Annotated in this window: 14 protein-coding genes; 8 read left to right on the top strand and 6 right to left on the bottom strand. The window is 63.5% G+C overall.

Going from position 1 to position 14,648, the window contains the following annotated elements; all coding sequences use genetic code 11:
* Nucleotides 1–8 precede the first annotated feature (8 nt).
* On the top strand, nt 9–1,358 hold the full coding sequence (gene tgt / locus CXQ94_RS05385) for a tRNA guanosine(34) transglycosylase Tgt (protein ID WP_104087167.1): 1,350 nt from the start codon (nt 9–11) through the stop codon (nt 1,356–1,358).
* A gap of 183 nt (nt 1,359–1,541) precedes the next feature.
* Here the strand turns inward: tgt and CXQ94_RS05380 are convergent, their stop codons facing one another.
* A complete protein-coding gene (locus CXQ94_RS05380) occupies nt 1,542–2,282 on the bottom strand; it encodes a queuosine precursor transporter (protein WP_104087166.1) in 741 nt (246 codons plus the stop codon).
* 214 nt (nt 2,283–2,496) lie between these two features.
* Here CXQ94_RS05380 and CXQ94_RS05375 point away from each other — a divergent pair, with 214 nt between their 5' ends.
* Complete coding sequence (locus tag CXQ94_RS05375; protein WP_104087165.1) at nt 2,497–3,399, top strand: hypothetical protein; 903 nt, start codon at nt 2,497–2,499, stop codon at nt 3,397–3,399.
* On the opposite strand, the gene CXQ94_RS05370 is transcribed toward CXQ94_RS05375, so the two are convergent.
* Complete coding sequence (locus CXQ94_RS05370; protein ID WP_104087164.1) at nt 3,396–4,217, bottom strand: MerR family transcriptional regulator; 822 nt, start codon at nt 4,215–4,217, stop codon at nt 3,396–3,398. The genes CXQ94_RS05375 and CXQ94_RS05370 overlap by 4 nt on opposite strands.
* Before the next feature lie 38 nt (nt 4,218–4,255).
* Entirely contained in the window at nt 4,256–4,852 is a 597-nt protein-coding gene (locus CXQ94_RS05365) for a hypothetical protein (RefSeq protein WP_146070235.1), read from the bottom strand.
* Nucleotides 4,853–5,013: 161 nt separating this feature from the next.
* Here CXQ94_RS05365 and CXQ94_RS05360 point away from each other — a divergent pair, with 161 nt between their 5' ends.
* From CXQ94_RS05360 to CXQ94_RS05345, 4 genes are read left to right on the top strand one after another with little or no spacing between them, the layout of a single operon-like run.
* On the top strand, nt 5,014–5,943 hold the full coding sequence (locus CXQ94_RS05360; RefSeq protein WP_258066746.1) for a MurR/RpiR family transcriptional regulator: 930 nt from the start codon (nt 5,014–5,016) through the stop codon (nt 5,941–5,943).
* 43 nt (nt 5,944–5,986) lie between these two features.
* Nucleotides 5,987–7,210, top strand: a complete 1,224-nt coding sequence (locus tag CXQ94_RS05355) for an amidohydrolase (RefSeq protein WP_104087161.1) — start codon at nt 5,987–5,989, stop codon at nt 7,208–7,210.
* Nucleotides 7,207–8,568, top strand: a complete 1,362-nt coding sequence (locus tag CXQ94_RS05350; RefSeq protein ID WP_104087160.1) for a DUF3100 domain-containing protein — start codon at nt 7,207–7,209, stop codon at nt 8,566–8,568. Before CXQ94_RS05355 ends, CXQ94_RS05350 begins: the two co-directional genes overlap by 4 nt.
* 16 nt (nt 8,569–8,584) lie before the next feature.
* Entirely contained in the window at nt 8,585–9,745 is a 1,161-nt protein-coding gene (locus CXQ94_RS05345) for an alpha/beta hydrolase (RefSeq protein ID WP_104087159.1), read from the top strand.
* A 92-nt stretch (nt 9,746–9,837) separates the two neighbouring features.
* On the opposite strand, the gene kynA is transcribed toward CXQ94_RS05345, so the two are convergent.
* Both kynA and CXQ94_RS05335 read right to left on the bottom strand, forming a co-directional pair.
* Nucleotides 9,838–10,686 carry a tryptophan 2,3-dioxygenase gene (kynA, locus tag CXQ94_RS05340; RefSeq protein ID WP_104087158.1) on the bottom strand — a complete coding sequence of 283 codons (849 nt, stop codon included), beginning with the start codon at nt 10,684–10,686 and terminating at the stop codon, nt 9,838–9,840.
* A 33-nt stretch (nt 10,687–10,719) separates the two neighbouring features.
* Nucleotides 10,720–11,469, bottom strand: coding sequence for an alpha/beta hydrolase (locus CXQ94_RS05335; RefSeq protein WP_104087352.1), 750 nt, complete (start codon nt 11,467–11,469; stop codon nt 10,720–10,722).
* 212 nt (nt 11,470–11,681) lie between these two features.
* Between CXQ94_RS05335 and CXQ94_RS05330 the strand changes: the two genes are divergently transcribed.
* On the top strand, nt 11,682–12,608 hold the full coding sequence (locus CXQ94_RS05330) for an NADP-dependent oxidoreductase (protein WP_181034098.1): 927 nt from the start codon (nt 11,682–11,684) through the stop codon (nt 12,606–12,608).
* A 4-nt stretch (nt 12,609–12,612) separates the two neighbouring features.
* Here CXQ94_RS05330 and CXQ94_RS05325 read toward each other — a convergent pair whose 3' ends face one another.
* The gene (locus CXQ94_RS05325; protein ID WP_104087156.1) at nt 12,613–13,200 is read right to left on the bottom strand and encodes an antibiotic biosynthesis monooxygenase; all 588 of its coding nucleotides are present in this window, start codon (nt 13,198–13,200) and stop codon (nt 12,613–12,615) included.
* Nucleotides 13,201–13,357: 157 nt separating this feature from the next.
* On the opposite strand from CXQ94_RS05325, the gene CXQ94_RS05320 reads away from it, so the two are divergent.
* Complete coding sequence (locus CXQ94_RS05320; RefSeq protein WP_104087155.1) at nt 13,358–14,641, top strand: hypothetical protein; 1,284 nt, start codon at nt 13,358–13,360, stop codon at nt 14,639–14,641.
* Nucleotides 14,642–14,648 lie beyond the last annotated feature (7 nt).

The raw sequence follows: 14,648 nt of genomic DNA, 5'->3' as shown, positions 1-14,648 counted from the left end.
ATGGACTAATGCCCTCCCCTGAAAACAGCACCAGCCTCCTTGCCCCCGCGCCCTCCACGACCCCGCCCGCAAATCCCGGAGCACCGGCGTCGCAAAGCGAATTTGGCTTTCAGGTTACGGCGCGACTGACGGAGACGTGCGAACCCACGGCGGAGTTGGTTCAGGCCAACGGCGGCAAGTTCCAGGGCCGCACCGGTGTCATCACCACCCCTCACGGCACCATTAAGACGCCCGCATTCATCGCCGTGGGTACCAAGGCGACGGTGAAGTCGGTGCTTCCCGAATCCATGGGCGAACTGGGCGCACAGGCGCTGCTTTCCAACGCCTATCACCTGTACCTGCAGCCGGGCGCTGACATCCTGGACGAAGCCGGCGGGCTGGGCAAATTCATGAATTGGCAGGGCCCTACCTTCACCGACAGCGGCGGATTCCAGGTCATGAGCCTGGGCTCCGGTTTCAAGAAGGTCATCAACATGGACGCCGTGGCGTCCTCCCCCCACGCTGGCGCCGACGATTCCGTGGCTGTGGGCAAAGAGCGCCTGGCTCACATCGACGACGACGGCGTCTGGTTCAAGTCGCACCTGAACGGGGACATGCACCGCTTCACCCCCGAGGTTTCCATGCAGGTCCAGCACCAGATCGGCGCCGACGTCATGTTCGCCTTCGACGAGCTGACCACCTTGCTGAACTCGCGCGGCTACCAGGAAATGTCGCTGGAGCGCACCCGGCTGTGGGCGCTACGCTGCATCGCCGAGCACTTCCGCCTCACCGAGGACCGCGTGGGCAAGCCGTACCAGGCCCTCTTCGGCGTGATTCAGGGCGCCCAGTACGAGGACCTGCGCCGCAAGGCCTCCCACGACCTGGGCGGGATGAACTTTGACGGCTACGGCATCGGCGGGGCGCTGGAGAAGGAAAACCTTGGCACCATTGTGCGCTGGTGCTCCGAGGAATTGCCCGAGGACAAGCCGCGCCACCTGCTGGGCATCTCCGAACCCGATGACATTTTTACGGCCATTGAAAACGGCGCCGACACCTTCGACTGCGTCTCCCCCACCCGGGTGGCCCGCACTTCGGCGTTCTACACCCCGGATGGCCGCTTCAACCTCTCCGGCGCCAAGTACAAGCGGGACTTCACGCCGCTGTCCGAGGAATGCGACTGCTACACCTGCGAAAACTACACGCGCGCCTACATCCACCACCTGTACAAGGCCAAGGAGATGGTCTCCGCCACGCTGATCTCCATCCACAACGAACGCTTCGTGGTGAAAATGGTCGACGACGCCCGCCTGGCCATCGAGGACGGCACTTTCTTCGCGTTCAAGGCCGAAACGCTGCGCCGCTACTACCCGAAAAAGTAGGCCTCTCACTGGCCCTTTCGTCGAGGTAGACGGTCCGCTGCGAAGCGTCGATTCCTTTCCGTCTACCTCAGCGGGTTTCCGTCTACCTCGGCGCCGGCCTGTCCCCAGACCTTAACGGACGACGGCGGCACCCGGGCGAGCTGTTCAAATCGCCCGGGTGCCGCCGTCGTTCATCCCCTGTTGCTAGGCCGCCTCAACCACCACGTAGGACGGTTCGCGGCGCTTGAACCAGCCGATGACGGCCGTGGTCACGGGAATGAGCGCGTACTGCACGCCCACCTTGTAAACAAAGCCCACCAGGACGTAGTTGGCGAACATGCCAAAGCCCACAATTCCGATCACGGGGGCCGCGACGGCGCAGAAGATCAGGGTGTCCAGGAACTCGCCGGCACCGCTGGATCCCATGAGTCGAACCCACAGCTTCCGCTCGCCGTGCCGTGCCTTGAGCCGGACCATGATCGCGGAATTCACGGTTTGGCCGGCCAAAAACGCCAGCAGGCTGGCCAGCACGATCTGCGGAACGGGCCCCAAAGCGTCCTCAAGGGCGTGCTGCTTGGAGATGCCGTAATCGTCGGTGAACCCGGGCAGGGCGATGATCACCCAGTAGCAAAGCGAGGCGAAAATGGACAGCGAAAAAGTTGTCAGGATGGCTTTGCGGTTGACCTTGAACCCATAAATTTCGCTGATCACATCGCCCAAAATGTAGGCGAACGGGAACAGGAAGAACCCGCCGTCGGTCACGATCGGGCCAAATTGCACGCCCTTGGAGGCGCCGATGTTGGACAGGATCACGATGACTGCCATGCATGCCAGCAGGATCCCAAAATAGGGGCTTCCGACGGCGGCAAACGTAGCGCTTGCGCCGGTCTTGGCGGCGGTGTCAGTAAGAGGGGTTGGCGAAGCGTTGCTTTGCAGCGAGGACATAGTGAAGTCTCAATTTTCTTTTGTTTAAGTGGTTCGCTCATGCCAGCACCTCCCAGAGAGGAATTGCTGGCCGGCTGTATTATCACTGGGCCCGTCTGCACCCGGACCATCCCCAATTCTGCCATGTCCGTAGCTTTCCTCCCATACGGGGATTGAAAGGGCTAGGCTGAAACAACGCCTCAAGCCAACGCAAGTGACGCTAGGAGTTACGCAGATGAACTATTGGTGGGTCAGCCACGGCCGCAACTACGAGTCAGCCATCAACGACGGAACACTGTGGAGTTGCCCGGGCCCCGACGGCGAATCGGCCTCAGACCGTGAACTGCTCAAGGACATGCGCAAGGGCGACGTCGTTTTCAACTACTTTGGCCCGTACGTTCGGGCCGTCAGCGTGGTCCTGGAGAAATGGCAGCCCAGCCCGCGCCCTCCCGGCTTTGAAAAGCAGGTGGGCGAATCCGATGAAGGCTGGCTGGTCCGCACCCACCCGCTCGCCCAGAACCTGCAACTGCACCGCGAACGCGCCGCAGACATCACCGCGGTGGGTGAGCCTGGACCGTTCAACGCCGCCGGCAAGCCGCAACAGCGCTATGTTTCGGCACTCTCCGCGGAGGAAGGGCAGGAACTTCTGGCAGAGGCCGGCGTTACCGCCCCGCAATCCTCGGCAACAAGCCTGCGCGGGCTGCCGGGAAGCGCGTGGGGCACCGACGAGCCGGACAAGAAGACGCTGACCACCATCCGTTTGGAGCAGGCCTATCTGCGCAAAAACTTGTTGCGTGGCCGCCTGACTGCCCCGTGCTCGATTTGCGGTGAACAGTATCCGGCACGACTGCTGATTGCCGGTCACATCAAACCCCGTACGGCGTCAAACGATGACGAGCGCATGGACTTCGAGGGCAATGCCATGTTGACCTGCGCCCTTGGCTGCGATGCCCTCTACGAATGGGGGTATGTGGTGGTGGGGCCAGACGGCCGGATCCATGCCGGTCAACCGGCCGAAACACCCCGCATCGCAGCCGCCGTCGAGGCATTGGTGGGACGGATTTGCACGGCCTTCGACGAGCAGACCACTGCGGCTTTTGCCGAGAACAAGAGACTCATGCTCGAGCCTCAGCCCTAGTCCCGGCGGACTACCGGTTCCTGAAGTTCGGTGACCCACTTTTGCGGATCGTCACCCATGCCATAGTCCAGGTAGTACTCCCGGTTCAATCCCGTGGACGCGTACCCGTTGCCATCAATCCAGCGCGCCAGGGCCTGCACCGAGGGCATCACATCATCCATGGGGCCGCGATGGATCAGGGTGGCTGCCTGCGCTACGGCGGGCAGTTCAACGAGCTCAAAGGCTCCCTCGCGCAGCGACGCCGGAACTTGGGCGCCGGCGTTCACCCTTACCCGGCCGCCGTCGAGCGCGTCATAGTAGGCGACGCCCGGGCCAGTGGGCGTCACCCCTGCCGCAGCCAAAGCAGCATACAACTGCTGGTACAGCGGCCCAATGACGGGGGTGATGGACAGCGGCTCAAAACTGTTGGCCTCCGCGGAGAGCACAGCCAGACGGACGGCGGGCAGGGACTTGATGGTGACTTCATATTCAGGCATGACGCCCTCACTTTCAATGACGCGGAGCCTCGCCTCAACCGACGCCAAACGGGCAGAATCCGCGGCCAGCTGTTCCTCCAGCTCGCCCCGGCGCAACCGCAACATGCCGCGCAATTCCTGTGCGCTGAGACTCTCATCGAGGATCCGGGACACGGTTTCAAGCGTGAACCCAAGACTTTTCAGCGCAACAATCCGGTTGAGCCGGGCCAGTTGAGCGGCCTCATACAGGCGGTAACCGGTGGAATCAACGCGCGCCGGACGCAATAGCCCGATGGCGTCATAGTGGTGCAACATACGAACCGACACCCTGCCGGCCCTGGCGAAATCTCCTATGTAAAACATGACATCCTCAGGTCTACCGCCTCACACCGTGTCAGGGTCTACCGCCTGAAGCTAAGTATCTGCGCCACCTGGGTCGAGCCAAGGGGCGCCACACGGGAGGCCTGGGCGGGGTCGGCCACCAGGTAGAGGGTTTCGGCACCGTGCAAGAAGGCTTCCTCGCCAAGTGAGGCAAGCATGACAGCCTCCAGCGCCACCTCCATGGCGGGCTCCTGGCCATCAATGTGCAGCCCGCCCAGGACCGCGAACCCGTCTCCGACCTTGACCCGTCCGCCGGCGACCGGCCGGTCAAACAAGGCAACCTCGACGGCGTCGTAATGTTCCAGCGGCACCTCGGCAAGGTTTGTGTTTGGCGGCAGCTGCGGAACTAGATCAAGTTCCTCGGTGACGGCTGTTAGCAAGACGGCGGCCCCGGTCTCGGCCCACCCCGAGGTGGCCGCAAATTCCCGGGCCCCCGCTACGCCCGCAGCACCTGTGGCGTCTGCAGCGTCCGCGGTGACCAGATGAATCACCGGCGCGGAAAATTCACCGGTTGCGGCCGGCCAGCCCAGGATTTGTTCAGCAACACCGAGGTCCGATTCCCGGATCGTCGCCCATGCCGCGCCCCACGCTTGAAGGTTTTCCTGCCAATTCGTCACAGTCATCATCCTTTGCATACCAAGGGTGGCAACCAACGGTTCTGGAACGGACCGCCTGTGCCGCCACCTCCAGCATAGGCATATGCTTTCCTGGCGTAGGCTTCCCAGCAAAATTTGCAATTGAAATTGCAATACCAGGAATTTGCAACCATACTTGCAGAGTGACCCACCTAACACCAGACTCCCCAACTGTGTCCTCGAGCACTCCCGAGGAGGCCCCGGCGACCCACCCGCGCCTAGATCCCACAGGGCCAGGGCTTGACTGGTTGGATGACATTCTCGGGGATACGGCGCTACCCAGGGCCCAAAACCGGGTAGCCGACGTCATCATCCGCAACCCCCAGCTGGCCTCCTATGCAGAAATTGCTGAGATCGCCGCCCACGCCGAGGTCAACAATTCAACGGTGGTCCGCACAGCCCAGACGCTGGGGTTCCACGGCTGGCCGGATCTGCAACGGGAATTACGTTCACGCTACCTGGTGAAGATTTCCACCGAGGACACCCTGGTCCAGCACGGCGAACACAGCACCCCGCTGACCGCCGCACTAACCCGCGACATTGAGAACCTGCGCCTGACCCTGGATGCGAACTCAGCGGAAGACGTGGAAGCCACCATCGCCACACTGGCCGCAGCCAAGTCCATCCTGGTAGTCGGCCACGGCTCCTATGCCGCCCCGGCCAGCGTCATGGCCCACCTGGGCTCCACCATGGGCTACCCCATCTCGCTGGAATCACGGGCCGGCGTGCACCTGGTCACCAGCACCAACACGCTGGGGCCCGGCGACGTCATGGTGGTCATCAACATTTGGCGCTCCATCGGCCAAATGATCGTCGCAGCCGAGGCAGCACACCGGGCAGGGGCCACCATCATCGCCATCAGCGATATGCGCCGCGGCCGGTTGGCCACCATTGCCGAGCATTTGCTGGTGGTCCCCTCCGAGGGCATCGCGTTCTTCCAATCCGTCACCGCCACGACGTCGGTCGTCTACGGTTTGCTGGCCGGCATGCAGGCAGCCCACCCGGAACGCAGCCGGGAAACGATTCGCCGATCCCAGCAACTCTGGAAAGAACTCGGCGTCCACCTGGACTAGCGCCCACGCACACTCTCACCATCCCACCCAAGGAAACACCACCATGAATTTGAACGACATCACCGCCGCGTCCACCGGCGTCCATGCCGCGCTGGCCACCGGCGTCGAGCAGTGGCGTGAAAAGGTCCACACACTGGCCCGCGACATTCACTCCAACCCGGAACTCTCCTTCGAGGAAGTCCGCGCCTCAACCGCCATCGCAGCAATCCTGCGGGAGGGCGGCTTTGAGGTTGAGCTGGGCACTTCGGGACTGCCGACGGCGTTCACCGCCACGGTGGGCAGCGGCGAGCTCACAGTTGCACTGTGCATCGAATACGATGCCCTGCCTGGAATTGGCCACGCCTGCGGGCACAATCTGATCGCCGGAGCGTCGGTTGCTGCGGCCCTGGCACTGGCACCGCTCGCGGACAGTCTGGGCATCACGCTCAAGGCCATTGGCACCCCGGCCGAGGAGCACGGCGGCGGCAAGGCCCTGATGCTCGCCGATGGCGCGTTCGACGGCGTCGGGCTCTCCCTGATGGTCCACCCGGTCCAGGACGGCATCACCTATAACCCGGCCGGTACCAGCGCGCAGGCTGTGGGCCGGTACCGCGCCACGTTCACGGGCAAGGCAGCGCACGCCGCCGCCGCCCCGCACTTGGGCGTCAACGCTGCCGACGCCGCCGTCCTGAGCCAGGTGGCTGTGGGCCTGCTGCGCCAGCAAATTCCGGGCGATCACCGGATCGCCATGTACGTGGCCGAGGCCGGCCACGTCACCAACATCATCCCCGAAAAGGCCGTGGTCGAGTTTGAATGCCGCGCCTTCACGCTGCCGGAATACGAATCCCTGCTGGTCCGCGTCCGGAACTGCTTCGAGGGCGCAGCCCTGGCCACCGGCACCGCGCTGAGCATCGAATCCACCGAACCGCTCTACGAACCGCTCCTGCAGGACGACGATCTCGCCGCGCATTGGACCGCGGCCATGGACGTCTTCGGCAAGGACACCTCCCCCGCAGCCGGTCTGGGTGGTGGCTCCACCGACATGGGCAACATCTCCCAGGTCATCCCCAGCCTGCATCCGTGGCTGAGCATCCCCGGCGCCGACGTCCCCATCCACTCCCACGCCTTTGCAGCCTTGGCTGACACACCCGCGGCGTACGACGTCATGTTTGAGGCCGCCGTCGCGCTGGCCTGGACCACGGCGGACGCTGCCACGAACCCCGCACAACGCAACCGTTTCATTGCCGCCGCATACCGCACGGCCCTCTCAAAGGACCAAACAGCATGAGCACTCGCACAGCACCCACCAAAGTTGGGTTGAAGGAAACTCTTCCCATTGCCCTGCTTGCCCTGATCATCGCCTTGGCCGTGCAGTTTATCGGCTCCGCGAAGATCAACGTTGGCATCGGATCCATTGTCATTTTCCCCATGGTCTGGGGTCTGATCGCGGGCCTGCTGGTCTCCGTGCAGAAGTTCAAACCCCTGGGCCTGGACCTGCAAAAAGTTGCCTCCGCCCTAGTGGGTGTGGCCGTCATGCTGCTGGTGGCCCGCCTTGCCTTCAACATTGGCCCCAGCCTTCCTGTCCTGATCAAGGCCGGTCCCGCCCTGTTGCTGCAGGAAATCGGACACCTCCTGGGCACCGTGTTCTTGGCCCTGCCCCTGGCAGTGCTGCTACGCATGGGCAAGGCCACCGTGGGCGCCACGTTCTCCCTTGACCGCGAGCCGTCCTTTGCCATGGTCTCGGAAAAATACGGCCCCGACTCCGACCAGTACCGCGGCGTTCTGGCCATGTACGTTTTCGGCACGCTCTTTGGCGCCGTTTTCATCACCTTGCTGACCTCCCTGGTGGCCAATTGGGGCATCTTCAACCCGCTGGCCCTGGCCATGGGCTCCGGCGTCGGATCAGGCTCCATGATGGCCGCCTCCGCAGCCAGCATCATCGATGCGTACCCGGGCAACGAACAGGCCATCCTTGGCATGGCGGCCGTCTCCAACCTGATCACCACCATCCTTGGCGTCTATGTAGGCCTCTACGTTTCCTTGCCCTTGGCGGAGAAGTTCTACAAGTTGCTGACCCGCAAGAGTGCCGCTGCAGAGGCCCTCGTGGCCGCAAACTCTGTTGCTCCCTCCGCAGAGGAGAGTGCCGCTACTGCCGCAGAAGACGAAATGAACCGCGACTTCCGCGAAAAGGTTGCCCAGTCTTCTGCCGAGGTCAAGCTGCCCCTCTGGCTTTCTCTGAGTGTGCTGTCCATTCTGGGCGTTGCAACCGCATCCGTAGCGGCCAAGGGCCTGCACTGGAACGTCATTGGTGGCTACGCCGTCCTCATGGGCCTGGTTCTGCTGGGCCTGTTCCTGGGCAAGGTGTCCAGGAAGATCTCCGCCATCATCTGGATCACCACCATCGGCGCCTACATTTCCAGCCCCTGGTTCTTTGGTGCCGAGCCGCTGGTCAAGCTGGTCTCCGCCGTCGACTTCCTCTCCATCGCCACAGTCATGCTGACATTGGCGGGTCTGTCGTTGGGCAAGGATGTACCTCTATTGAAGAACATTGGCTGGAAAATTGTCCCCGTGGGACTCGTTGCCATCACCGCCTCGTTCCTGCTATCGGTGGTCATCGCCGAGTTTGCGCTCGGCTACTGGTCCTAGCGGCTAGCATCGAGCTATGACTTCATGGCAGCAAGATGTCCTCGGCCCCGACTTCGAACAACTCACCCTTGACCTGCCTGCCGGTTCCCCGGCAACGCTGGTCCGCTACGTGGGTGAGGCACTGGAGTGGAACCCTTCATCCCTGGCGGGGGCTGACATCTTGTACGTCCATGGCTGGAGTGACTACTTCTTCCAACGCGAAATGGCTGAGTTTTTCCACCAGGCCGGCGCAAAGTTTTATGCGCTGGATTTGCACAACTATGGTCGCAGCCTGCGCCCGGGCATGGTCCCGGGCCAGGTTGCCTCCCTCACCGAGTACGACGACGACATCGCCGCCGCGCTCTCGGCCATGGGGCGGCCTGAGGTGAAGGCCGCGGAGGCTATTTCTGAAACAGAAGCCCCCGACGAGGACTCCGAAGAGGCCGCGGCAAAATTTGAACACGACTTCCTCGCTACCGCGCGGCAACGCCTGGAAGCTGCTTTCTCTGCCTTGACGGGCCGCGAGCAGCCTGCCCCCAACAAAGAGCCTGGTGAGCGCCCGCTTGTTTTGCTGGGCCACTCAACCGGCGGGCTGACGCTGAGCCTGTGGGCGGGCCGGCACCCTGGCGCCGTGGACGCCGTCGTCCTTAACAGCCCGTGGCTGGAATTCCAGGCAACGGAGATGGGCCGGGCCATGGTCGCGCCGCTGGTTCAGGCCCGAACGCGGTTCAAGCCGCTAGCGCCCCTGCCACCCATTGACCCCGGTTTTTACACGCGCGCCGTGTCCAAAAGGTACGACGGCGAGTGGGACTACTCCTCGGAATGGCGCCCGGACCGTGGATTCCCCGTGACCCCGGCCTTCTTGAACGCCGTATTCCAGGGGCAGGCAACCCTGGCCCGCGGACTGGGCATCGACGCCCCCGTGCTGGTGATGCTCTCGGACAAAAGTTATCTGCAACCTAAATGGTCCGCCAGCGCCTTGGCCGCCGACGTGGTGCTGAATGTGGATTCCGTGGCCCGCCGCGCCTTGGATCTTGGTTCGGATGTCACCTTGCACCGGATTGCCGGTGCATTCCACGACGTGTTCCTTTCCCCGCAAGCCATCCGCGCCCGCGCCTACGCCGGCATGGGGCGTTGGCTGGAAGCTGCCCTGGATTCCGCCGCGGCGCACCGCTGGCGTGGGCGCACCGGCGCCTAGCTGTCCTCTTATGCGCCGTGCCCGCTGCGGGCGCGGCGCATAACACTGTTCAGCGCCGTGTTCACGGCGACGCAGGCGCATAACAGGACGGGTTACTGCCCGATTTCGGTCCGCACAGCAAACAGCTCCGGGAAGAACGTCAGTTCCAGTGCCCGTTGGAGGAATCCGACGCCGGACGAACCGCCGGTGCCGGTCTTCATGCCGATGGTGCGCATGACGGTCTTCATGTGCCGGAAACGCCACAGCTGGAAGTTGTCCTCCAAATCGACAAGTTCCTCACACGCCTCATACAGGTCCCAATTCTCATCGGGGGCTTCGTAGACAATCTTGAACAGCTGCACCAGTTCGGCATTGAACACATGAGCCTTGGTGACGTCGCGGTCCAGGATTTCGGCGGGCACGGCAAAGCCCCGACGTGCCATCAGGCGCAGGAACTCGTCATACACGCTGGAGCTGGCCAGTAACTCCGAAAGCATCTCATGGGCCGCCGGGTCCCCCGCGAACACCTTGAGCATGCCGGCGTTCTTGTTGCCCAGCAGGAACTCCACGGCCCGGTACTGGTAGGACTGGAACCCGGACGATGAGCCCAGATCACCGCGGAACTGCGCGTACTCGCTGGGCGTCAGGGTCGCCAGTACGCTCCATTGCTCCGTCAGCGAGCGCTGGATGTGCTTGATCCGGGCCACGCCCTTCATGGCGGCGCGCAAATTGTCCTCGGCAAGGTACACGCGCACGGCCCGCAGCTCGTGCAGCACCAATTTCAGCCACAGTTCGGAGGTCTGGTGCTGGATGATGAACAGCATTTCATCATGGTGTTCGGGCCGGCTGACGGGCCGTTGGGCGCTTAGCAGCGTATCAAGGGCCAGGTAGCCGCCGTAACTCATCTTGTCGCTGAAATCGGTCTCAATGCCGGATTCAATCTTGCGGGTGTTCTTGGGCATGGCGGTGTCCTTTCGTGGCGACCACTGATCACACTACGCTGGCCGTAAAAGCCCCAACACCAGCTCCCGGCAGCTGGCATACGACTCCGAGCGAACGTCAATTAAGTCAAAATGGTCACCGGGCACCCGGATCAGCCGCGCATCCCCGCCAGCCTCAACCGCAGCGGCAACGTAACTTTCGCTCTGGGAGGCGGGGACGTCGGCGTCGTTCATGGCATGCACGGCAAGGATAGGAACGGGCAACGGGAGCGCCGCCATGGGATCCCCCAGTGCCACGTTGGGCCCCATGAGCAAATCCACGGCGTGGTTACTGAGCCCCAGCTGCTGGGCCTCCCCCAGGTTCAGGAGCCCGGATTGACTCACGACGCCGCTCACCTCCACCGCGGGATCCGCACCTACCGCTTCGGCTGGGAACAGGGACCGCCCCGCCGCCCAGACGGCCAGCTGGCCACCCGCGGAATGGCCCAGAAGTACCACCTTGCCCAGGTCCAGCCCGTGGTCGGCGGCGGCCTGCGTCAGGGCATCGATTCCCGCGGCAACATCCAAAAATGTGGTGGGCCAACCTCCGCCATTGCCCACCCGGCGGTATTCCAGATTCCAAGCCGCAACGCCGTGGGCTGCGAGGTCGCGTGCCAGCGGGGCACCAAGATCAGCGGCGTATGCGCTGCGCCAGTACCCGCCATGGATCACCACCACAACCCCGGCTACGGCAGGTTCGGTCGGCAAATACAGCTCCGCCCACTGCGCGGAATCGGGCCCATAAAGAAAACGCTGCGCAGTGATCTCACTCATATTGCTACCCTACAGCTAGCCCGAAGAACAGCCCCTGAGGGCGCAAGATGGCGCGAAATTTCAGCCTTCTCGCCCCACCCCTTTATGGACTGACCAGTACAAAAAGTTTCAAAAGCGGGAATCTTCCCAATGAACCGTGAGTTTGGAACTACATAAGGCTAAGGAAATCCCCCCTCGAAAGGACCCATTCCATGAGTGAAACAATGCAGGCCATGACGTACGCCCAGTACGGTGGCACCGAAGTTCTGGAGCAAACCGAGCGGCCCATGCCCAAGGTGTCCCCGGGCGCTGTACTGATCCAGGTCAAGGCAGCGGGCGTGAACCCCGTGGACTGGAAAGTCATGTCCGGCGGTCTCGACCCCTACATGGACGTCAACTTCCCGGTGGTGCCGGGCTGGGATGTTGCTGGCGTGGTTGCCGCCGTCGGCTTCGACACCCCCGAGTTCAAGGTGGGCGACGAGGTCTACTCCTACGGTCGCCGCGACACCGTGCAGGGCGGCACCTTTGCCGAGTTCGTGGCGCTCCCGGCGTCTGTGGTGGCCCACAAACCGCAGTCACTGTCCTGGGAACAGGCCGCCGGCCTCCCCCTGACCGGCCTGACGGCGCAGCGCACCCTTGACGCGTTGGGACTGAACGCCGGCGCCACCCTTCTGATCCACAACGGCTCGGGCAGCGTGGGGCGCACGGCCATTCAGCTGGCAACCCTGGCCGGTGTCCGTGTAATCGCCACGGGGTCTGCCAAGAACCACGCACGGTTGCGTGAATTGGGTGCGGAGCCCGTTGAATACGGTGACGGTTTGGTGGAGCGGGTCCATGCGCTGGCTCCCGACGGCGTTGACGCCGTGGCCGACTTTGCCGGCGGCGTGCTGGAAGCTACCTTGGCAGTCCTGAAAGAGGGCGGCAAGCATGCCTCGATCGCCGACTGGACGGTGCTGGGCCACGGCGGACAGTACATTTGGGTTCGCCCCGATGCCCGTGAGCTGGATCGCCTGAGCGCACTGGTAGATGCAGGGACGCTGGCAGTGGATGTGGCCGCCACCTACCCCATGCAGGAACTGGCCAGCGCCTTCACCGAAAGCATGTCGGGACACGGATCCGGCAAGATCGTTCTGACGCCGTTCACCGCATAGGGCACTAGCGCCCCGCAGACCCCGGCCGGGGTTTGCGGGGCGCTTGCAGCCAGGGGCGCAGCATCCGAGTGCTCAGGGGCAGGAACAGGTACGTCATGATGGGCGTCAGCAGGCAGACGTTCAGCAGCACTGCCAGCACCAACGGCCACGATCCGGTGACCGGGTGCAGCAGAAAGTTCGCCAGCAAACTAAGCGGGAAGAACGGCAGAAAAATACTCACGGCCTGCTTCCAACGGGGCGGAACCACCGTTTCCGGGACGGCGATGGTGACGTCGCCGGGCTGATCGAACCAGCCCTCAATCCCCGTCCGGTGTTCCACCCGGGTAATTTGCATCAATCCCCCGGCGCTGTCGATCCACCAGCGCCGCTCCAAGGAATCGTCCCAGGCCTGCAGTGCGTCGACGTCGGCAAACCGGTACATGACGTGCCATTCGTCCGAATCCGGTCCAGTCCTGACCCAACCGGAGCCTAGGTAGCCGGGCCATTCGCGGGCTAGTTCCTGACCGGCATGGGCCCACGCCGCGAATTGGCGATGGTATCCGGGCTGGACGGTGCGGGCGATGGAGACGGTCACTGGCGCGGTTTTGGGCATAATAGCCATTGTAAGTCGTGCGCGCAATGGTTATCCGCCATGTGGTCGCCTTCTCTCTTAGTACGACGGCGGAAGTCGCCTTTCGCGCGCGGGCCGCCATCCGTCGTCGTCCGGCTAGGCTTGGGGAATACATTTCCCGCCGCAGCAAAGGATTTTCGTGGCCAAGAAGCCCGCTAGCACCAAGAAGTCTCGTTTCGGCAACCCGGCAAAGGCTGCCGCCGACGCTGCTGCGCGCACACATGCCGTTCCCCTGGCCGACGTCCGGCTCGAGCGGGCCATGGAGGCGATAGCCCCGGGGTTCGCCCTGTGGCTCGAAGCCCAGGGACGAGACGATGCCTCCATCGACATCAGCTTGATGGCCCTGGACGACTTCTTTGACATGTACCGTATCTTGGAACCGCGGACGGACGCCCTCTCCCTACTACCTGCCGCTGCGCGTGAGGTCATGGAGGTGTCGGCCGACGCCAACCCCAAGGCGACCCTTGCCCTGCTCAGCGGTGTTCGGGACTACGTTGACTACCTGGTCCAGGCCTCCCTGTGGACGGGTACGCCCGGCGAACTGTCGGAGCTGGCGGACGTCTTCAAGCTGCCCGACAAGCCGGGCCTGGACCCCGCAGTGGAGCTGAAGCTTGGCTCGCTGCTGCCCGCCGGGGACGGTGCGCAAATCGATGACTTCAACGACCCGGCCGACATCGAATTTCCCGCCATTTACATTCCCGGGCTGAGCGCCGAACTGTTCATGGAAGCCGCAGCCGCTTCCCCGCTCTGGAAAAACACCCTGGCCCTGCTGACCTGGATTGGCGACGGCAAAGACACCAGCATCAAGGGCTTGCTGCGAAAGAAAGACCGAGCAGACGCGGCCGCCACCCTCAGCCATACCGGCGCCGGGATCCTGGGCGAGGCCGCCCTGTCTTCCACCACCGCCGCCGAGCTCGAGGCAGAAACCAGCGACAGGCTGAAGCTGTACTGGCACCTGCTGAGCGGTCTCGGGCTGGTCGAGTTCCAGGCCGGTAGCGCGCGGATCTCATCACGCGCCCAGGACTGCCTGGACCACCCGGAGCCGGCGGTCGAGGTGTTTCGGGAGATGCTGGACCAATTCATTTTCATCTCCACCCTGACCGGTTCCGAGCCCGGGGTCTACGACGACTGGCACTTCACCATGGCCACGTTCATGGCCCAGTGCGCATCAGAGAACCCGCCCACCCCGGAGGTGCTTGCCGCGGCCCTGCGATCACCGGACACCGCTGACGGCGAGCTGTTCGTTCTGGCCAAGAACGTGGCCAGCTGGGCGGCCGAAGGCCTGGTCACTGTTGGCGAGCACGTAGAAGTTCCACCCGCTTTCCGTCTGAACCTGGTCGAAATGCTCCGTGAGGACTTCGGCGTTGTGGCTGCGGGCCCGGGTGCCGGCCTGGACCTGACCAAACTGCTCAACAAGGACTGAGCCGAGC

The organism is Arthrobacter sp. GMC3 (assembly GCF_002929305.1).
In the GTDB taxonomy this organism is placed as follows: Bacteria; Actinomycetota; Actinomycetes; order Actinomycetales; family Micrococcaceae; genus Specibacter.
This window is presented reverse-complemented; position numbering and strand designations above follow the sequence as displayed.

What these genes read in the sequence shown, in the direction of transcription:
- CXQ94_RS05370 (WP_104087164.1), bottom strand. Translation starts at nt 4,217, where the DNA reads ATGTTTTACATAGGAGATTTCGCCAGGGCCGGCAGGGTGTCGGTTCGT.
- kynA (WP_104087158.1), bottom strand. Translation starts at nt 10,686, where the DNA reads ATGCCCAAGAACACCCGCAAGATTGAATCCGGCATTGAGACCGATTTC.
- CXQ94_RS05350 (WP_104087160.1), top strand. Translation starts at nt 7,207, where the DNA reads ATGAGCACTCGCACAGCACCCACCAAAGTTGGGTTGAAGGAAACTCTT.
- CXQ94_RS05345 (WP_104087159.1), top strand. Translation starts at nt 8,585, where the DNA reads ATGACTTCATGGCAGCAAGATGTCCTCGGCCCCGACTTCGAACAACTC.
- CXQ94_RS05325 (WP_104087156.1), bottom strand. Translation starts at nt 13,200, where the DNA reads ATGCCCAAAACCGCGCCAGTGACCGTCTCCATCGCCCGCACCGTCCAG.
- CXQ94_RS05380 (WP_104087166.1), bottom strand. Translation starts at nt 2,282, where the DNA reads ATGTCCTCGCTGCAAAGCAACGCTTCGCCAACCCCTCTTACTGACACC.
- CXQ94_RS05355 (WP_104087161.1), top strand. Translation starts at nt 5,987, where the DNA reads ATGAATTTGAACGACATCACCGCCGCGTCCACCGGCGTCCATGCCGCG.
- tgt (WP_104087167.1), top strand. Translation starts at nt 9, where the DNA reads ATGCCCTCCCCTGAAAACAGCACCAGCCTCCTTGCCCCCGCGCCCTCC.
- CXQ94_RS05330 (WP_181034098.1), top strand. Translation starts at nt 11,682, where the DNA reads ATGCAGGCCATGACGTACGCCCAGTACGGTGGCACCGAAGTTCTGGAG.
- CXQ94_RS05375 (WP_104087165.1), top strand. Translation starts at nt 2,497, where the DNA reads ATGAACTATTGGTGGGTCAGCCACGGCCGCAACTACGAGTCAGCCATC.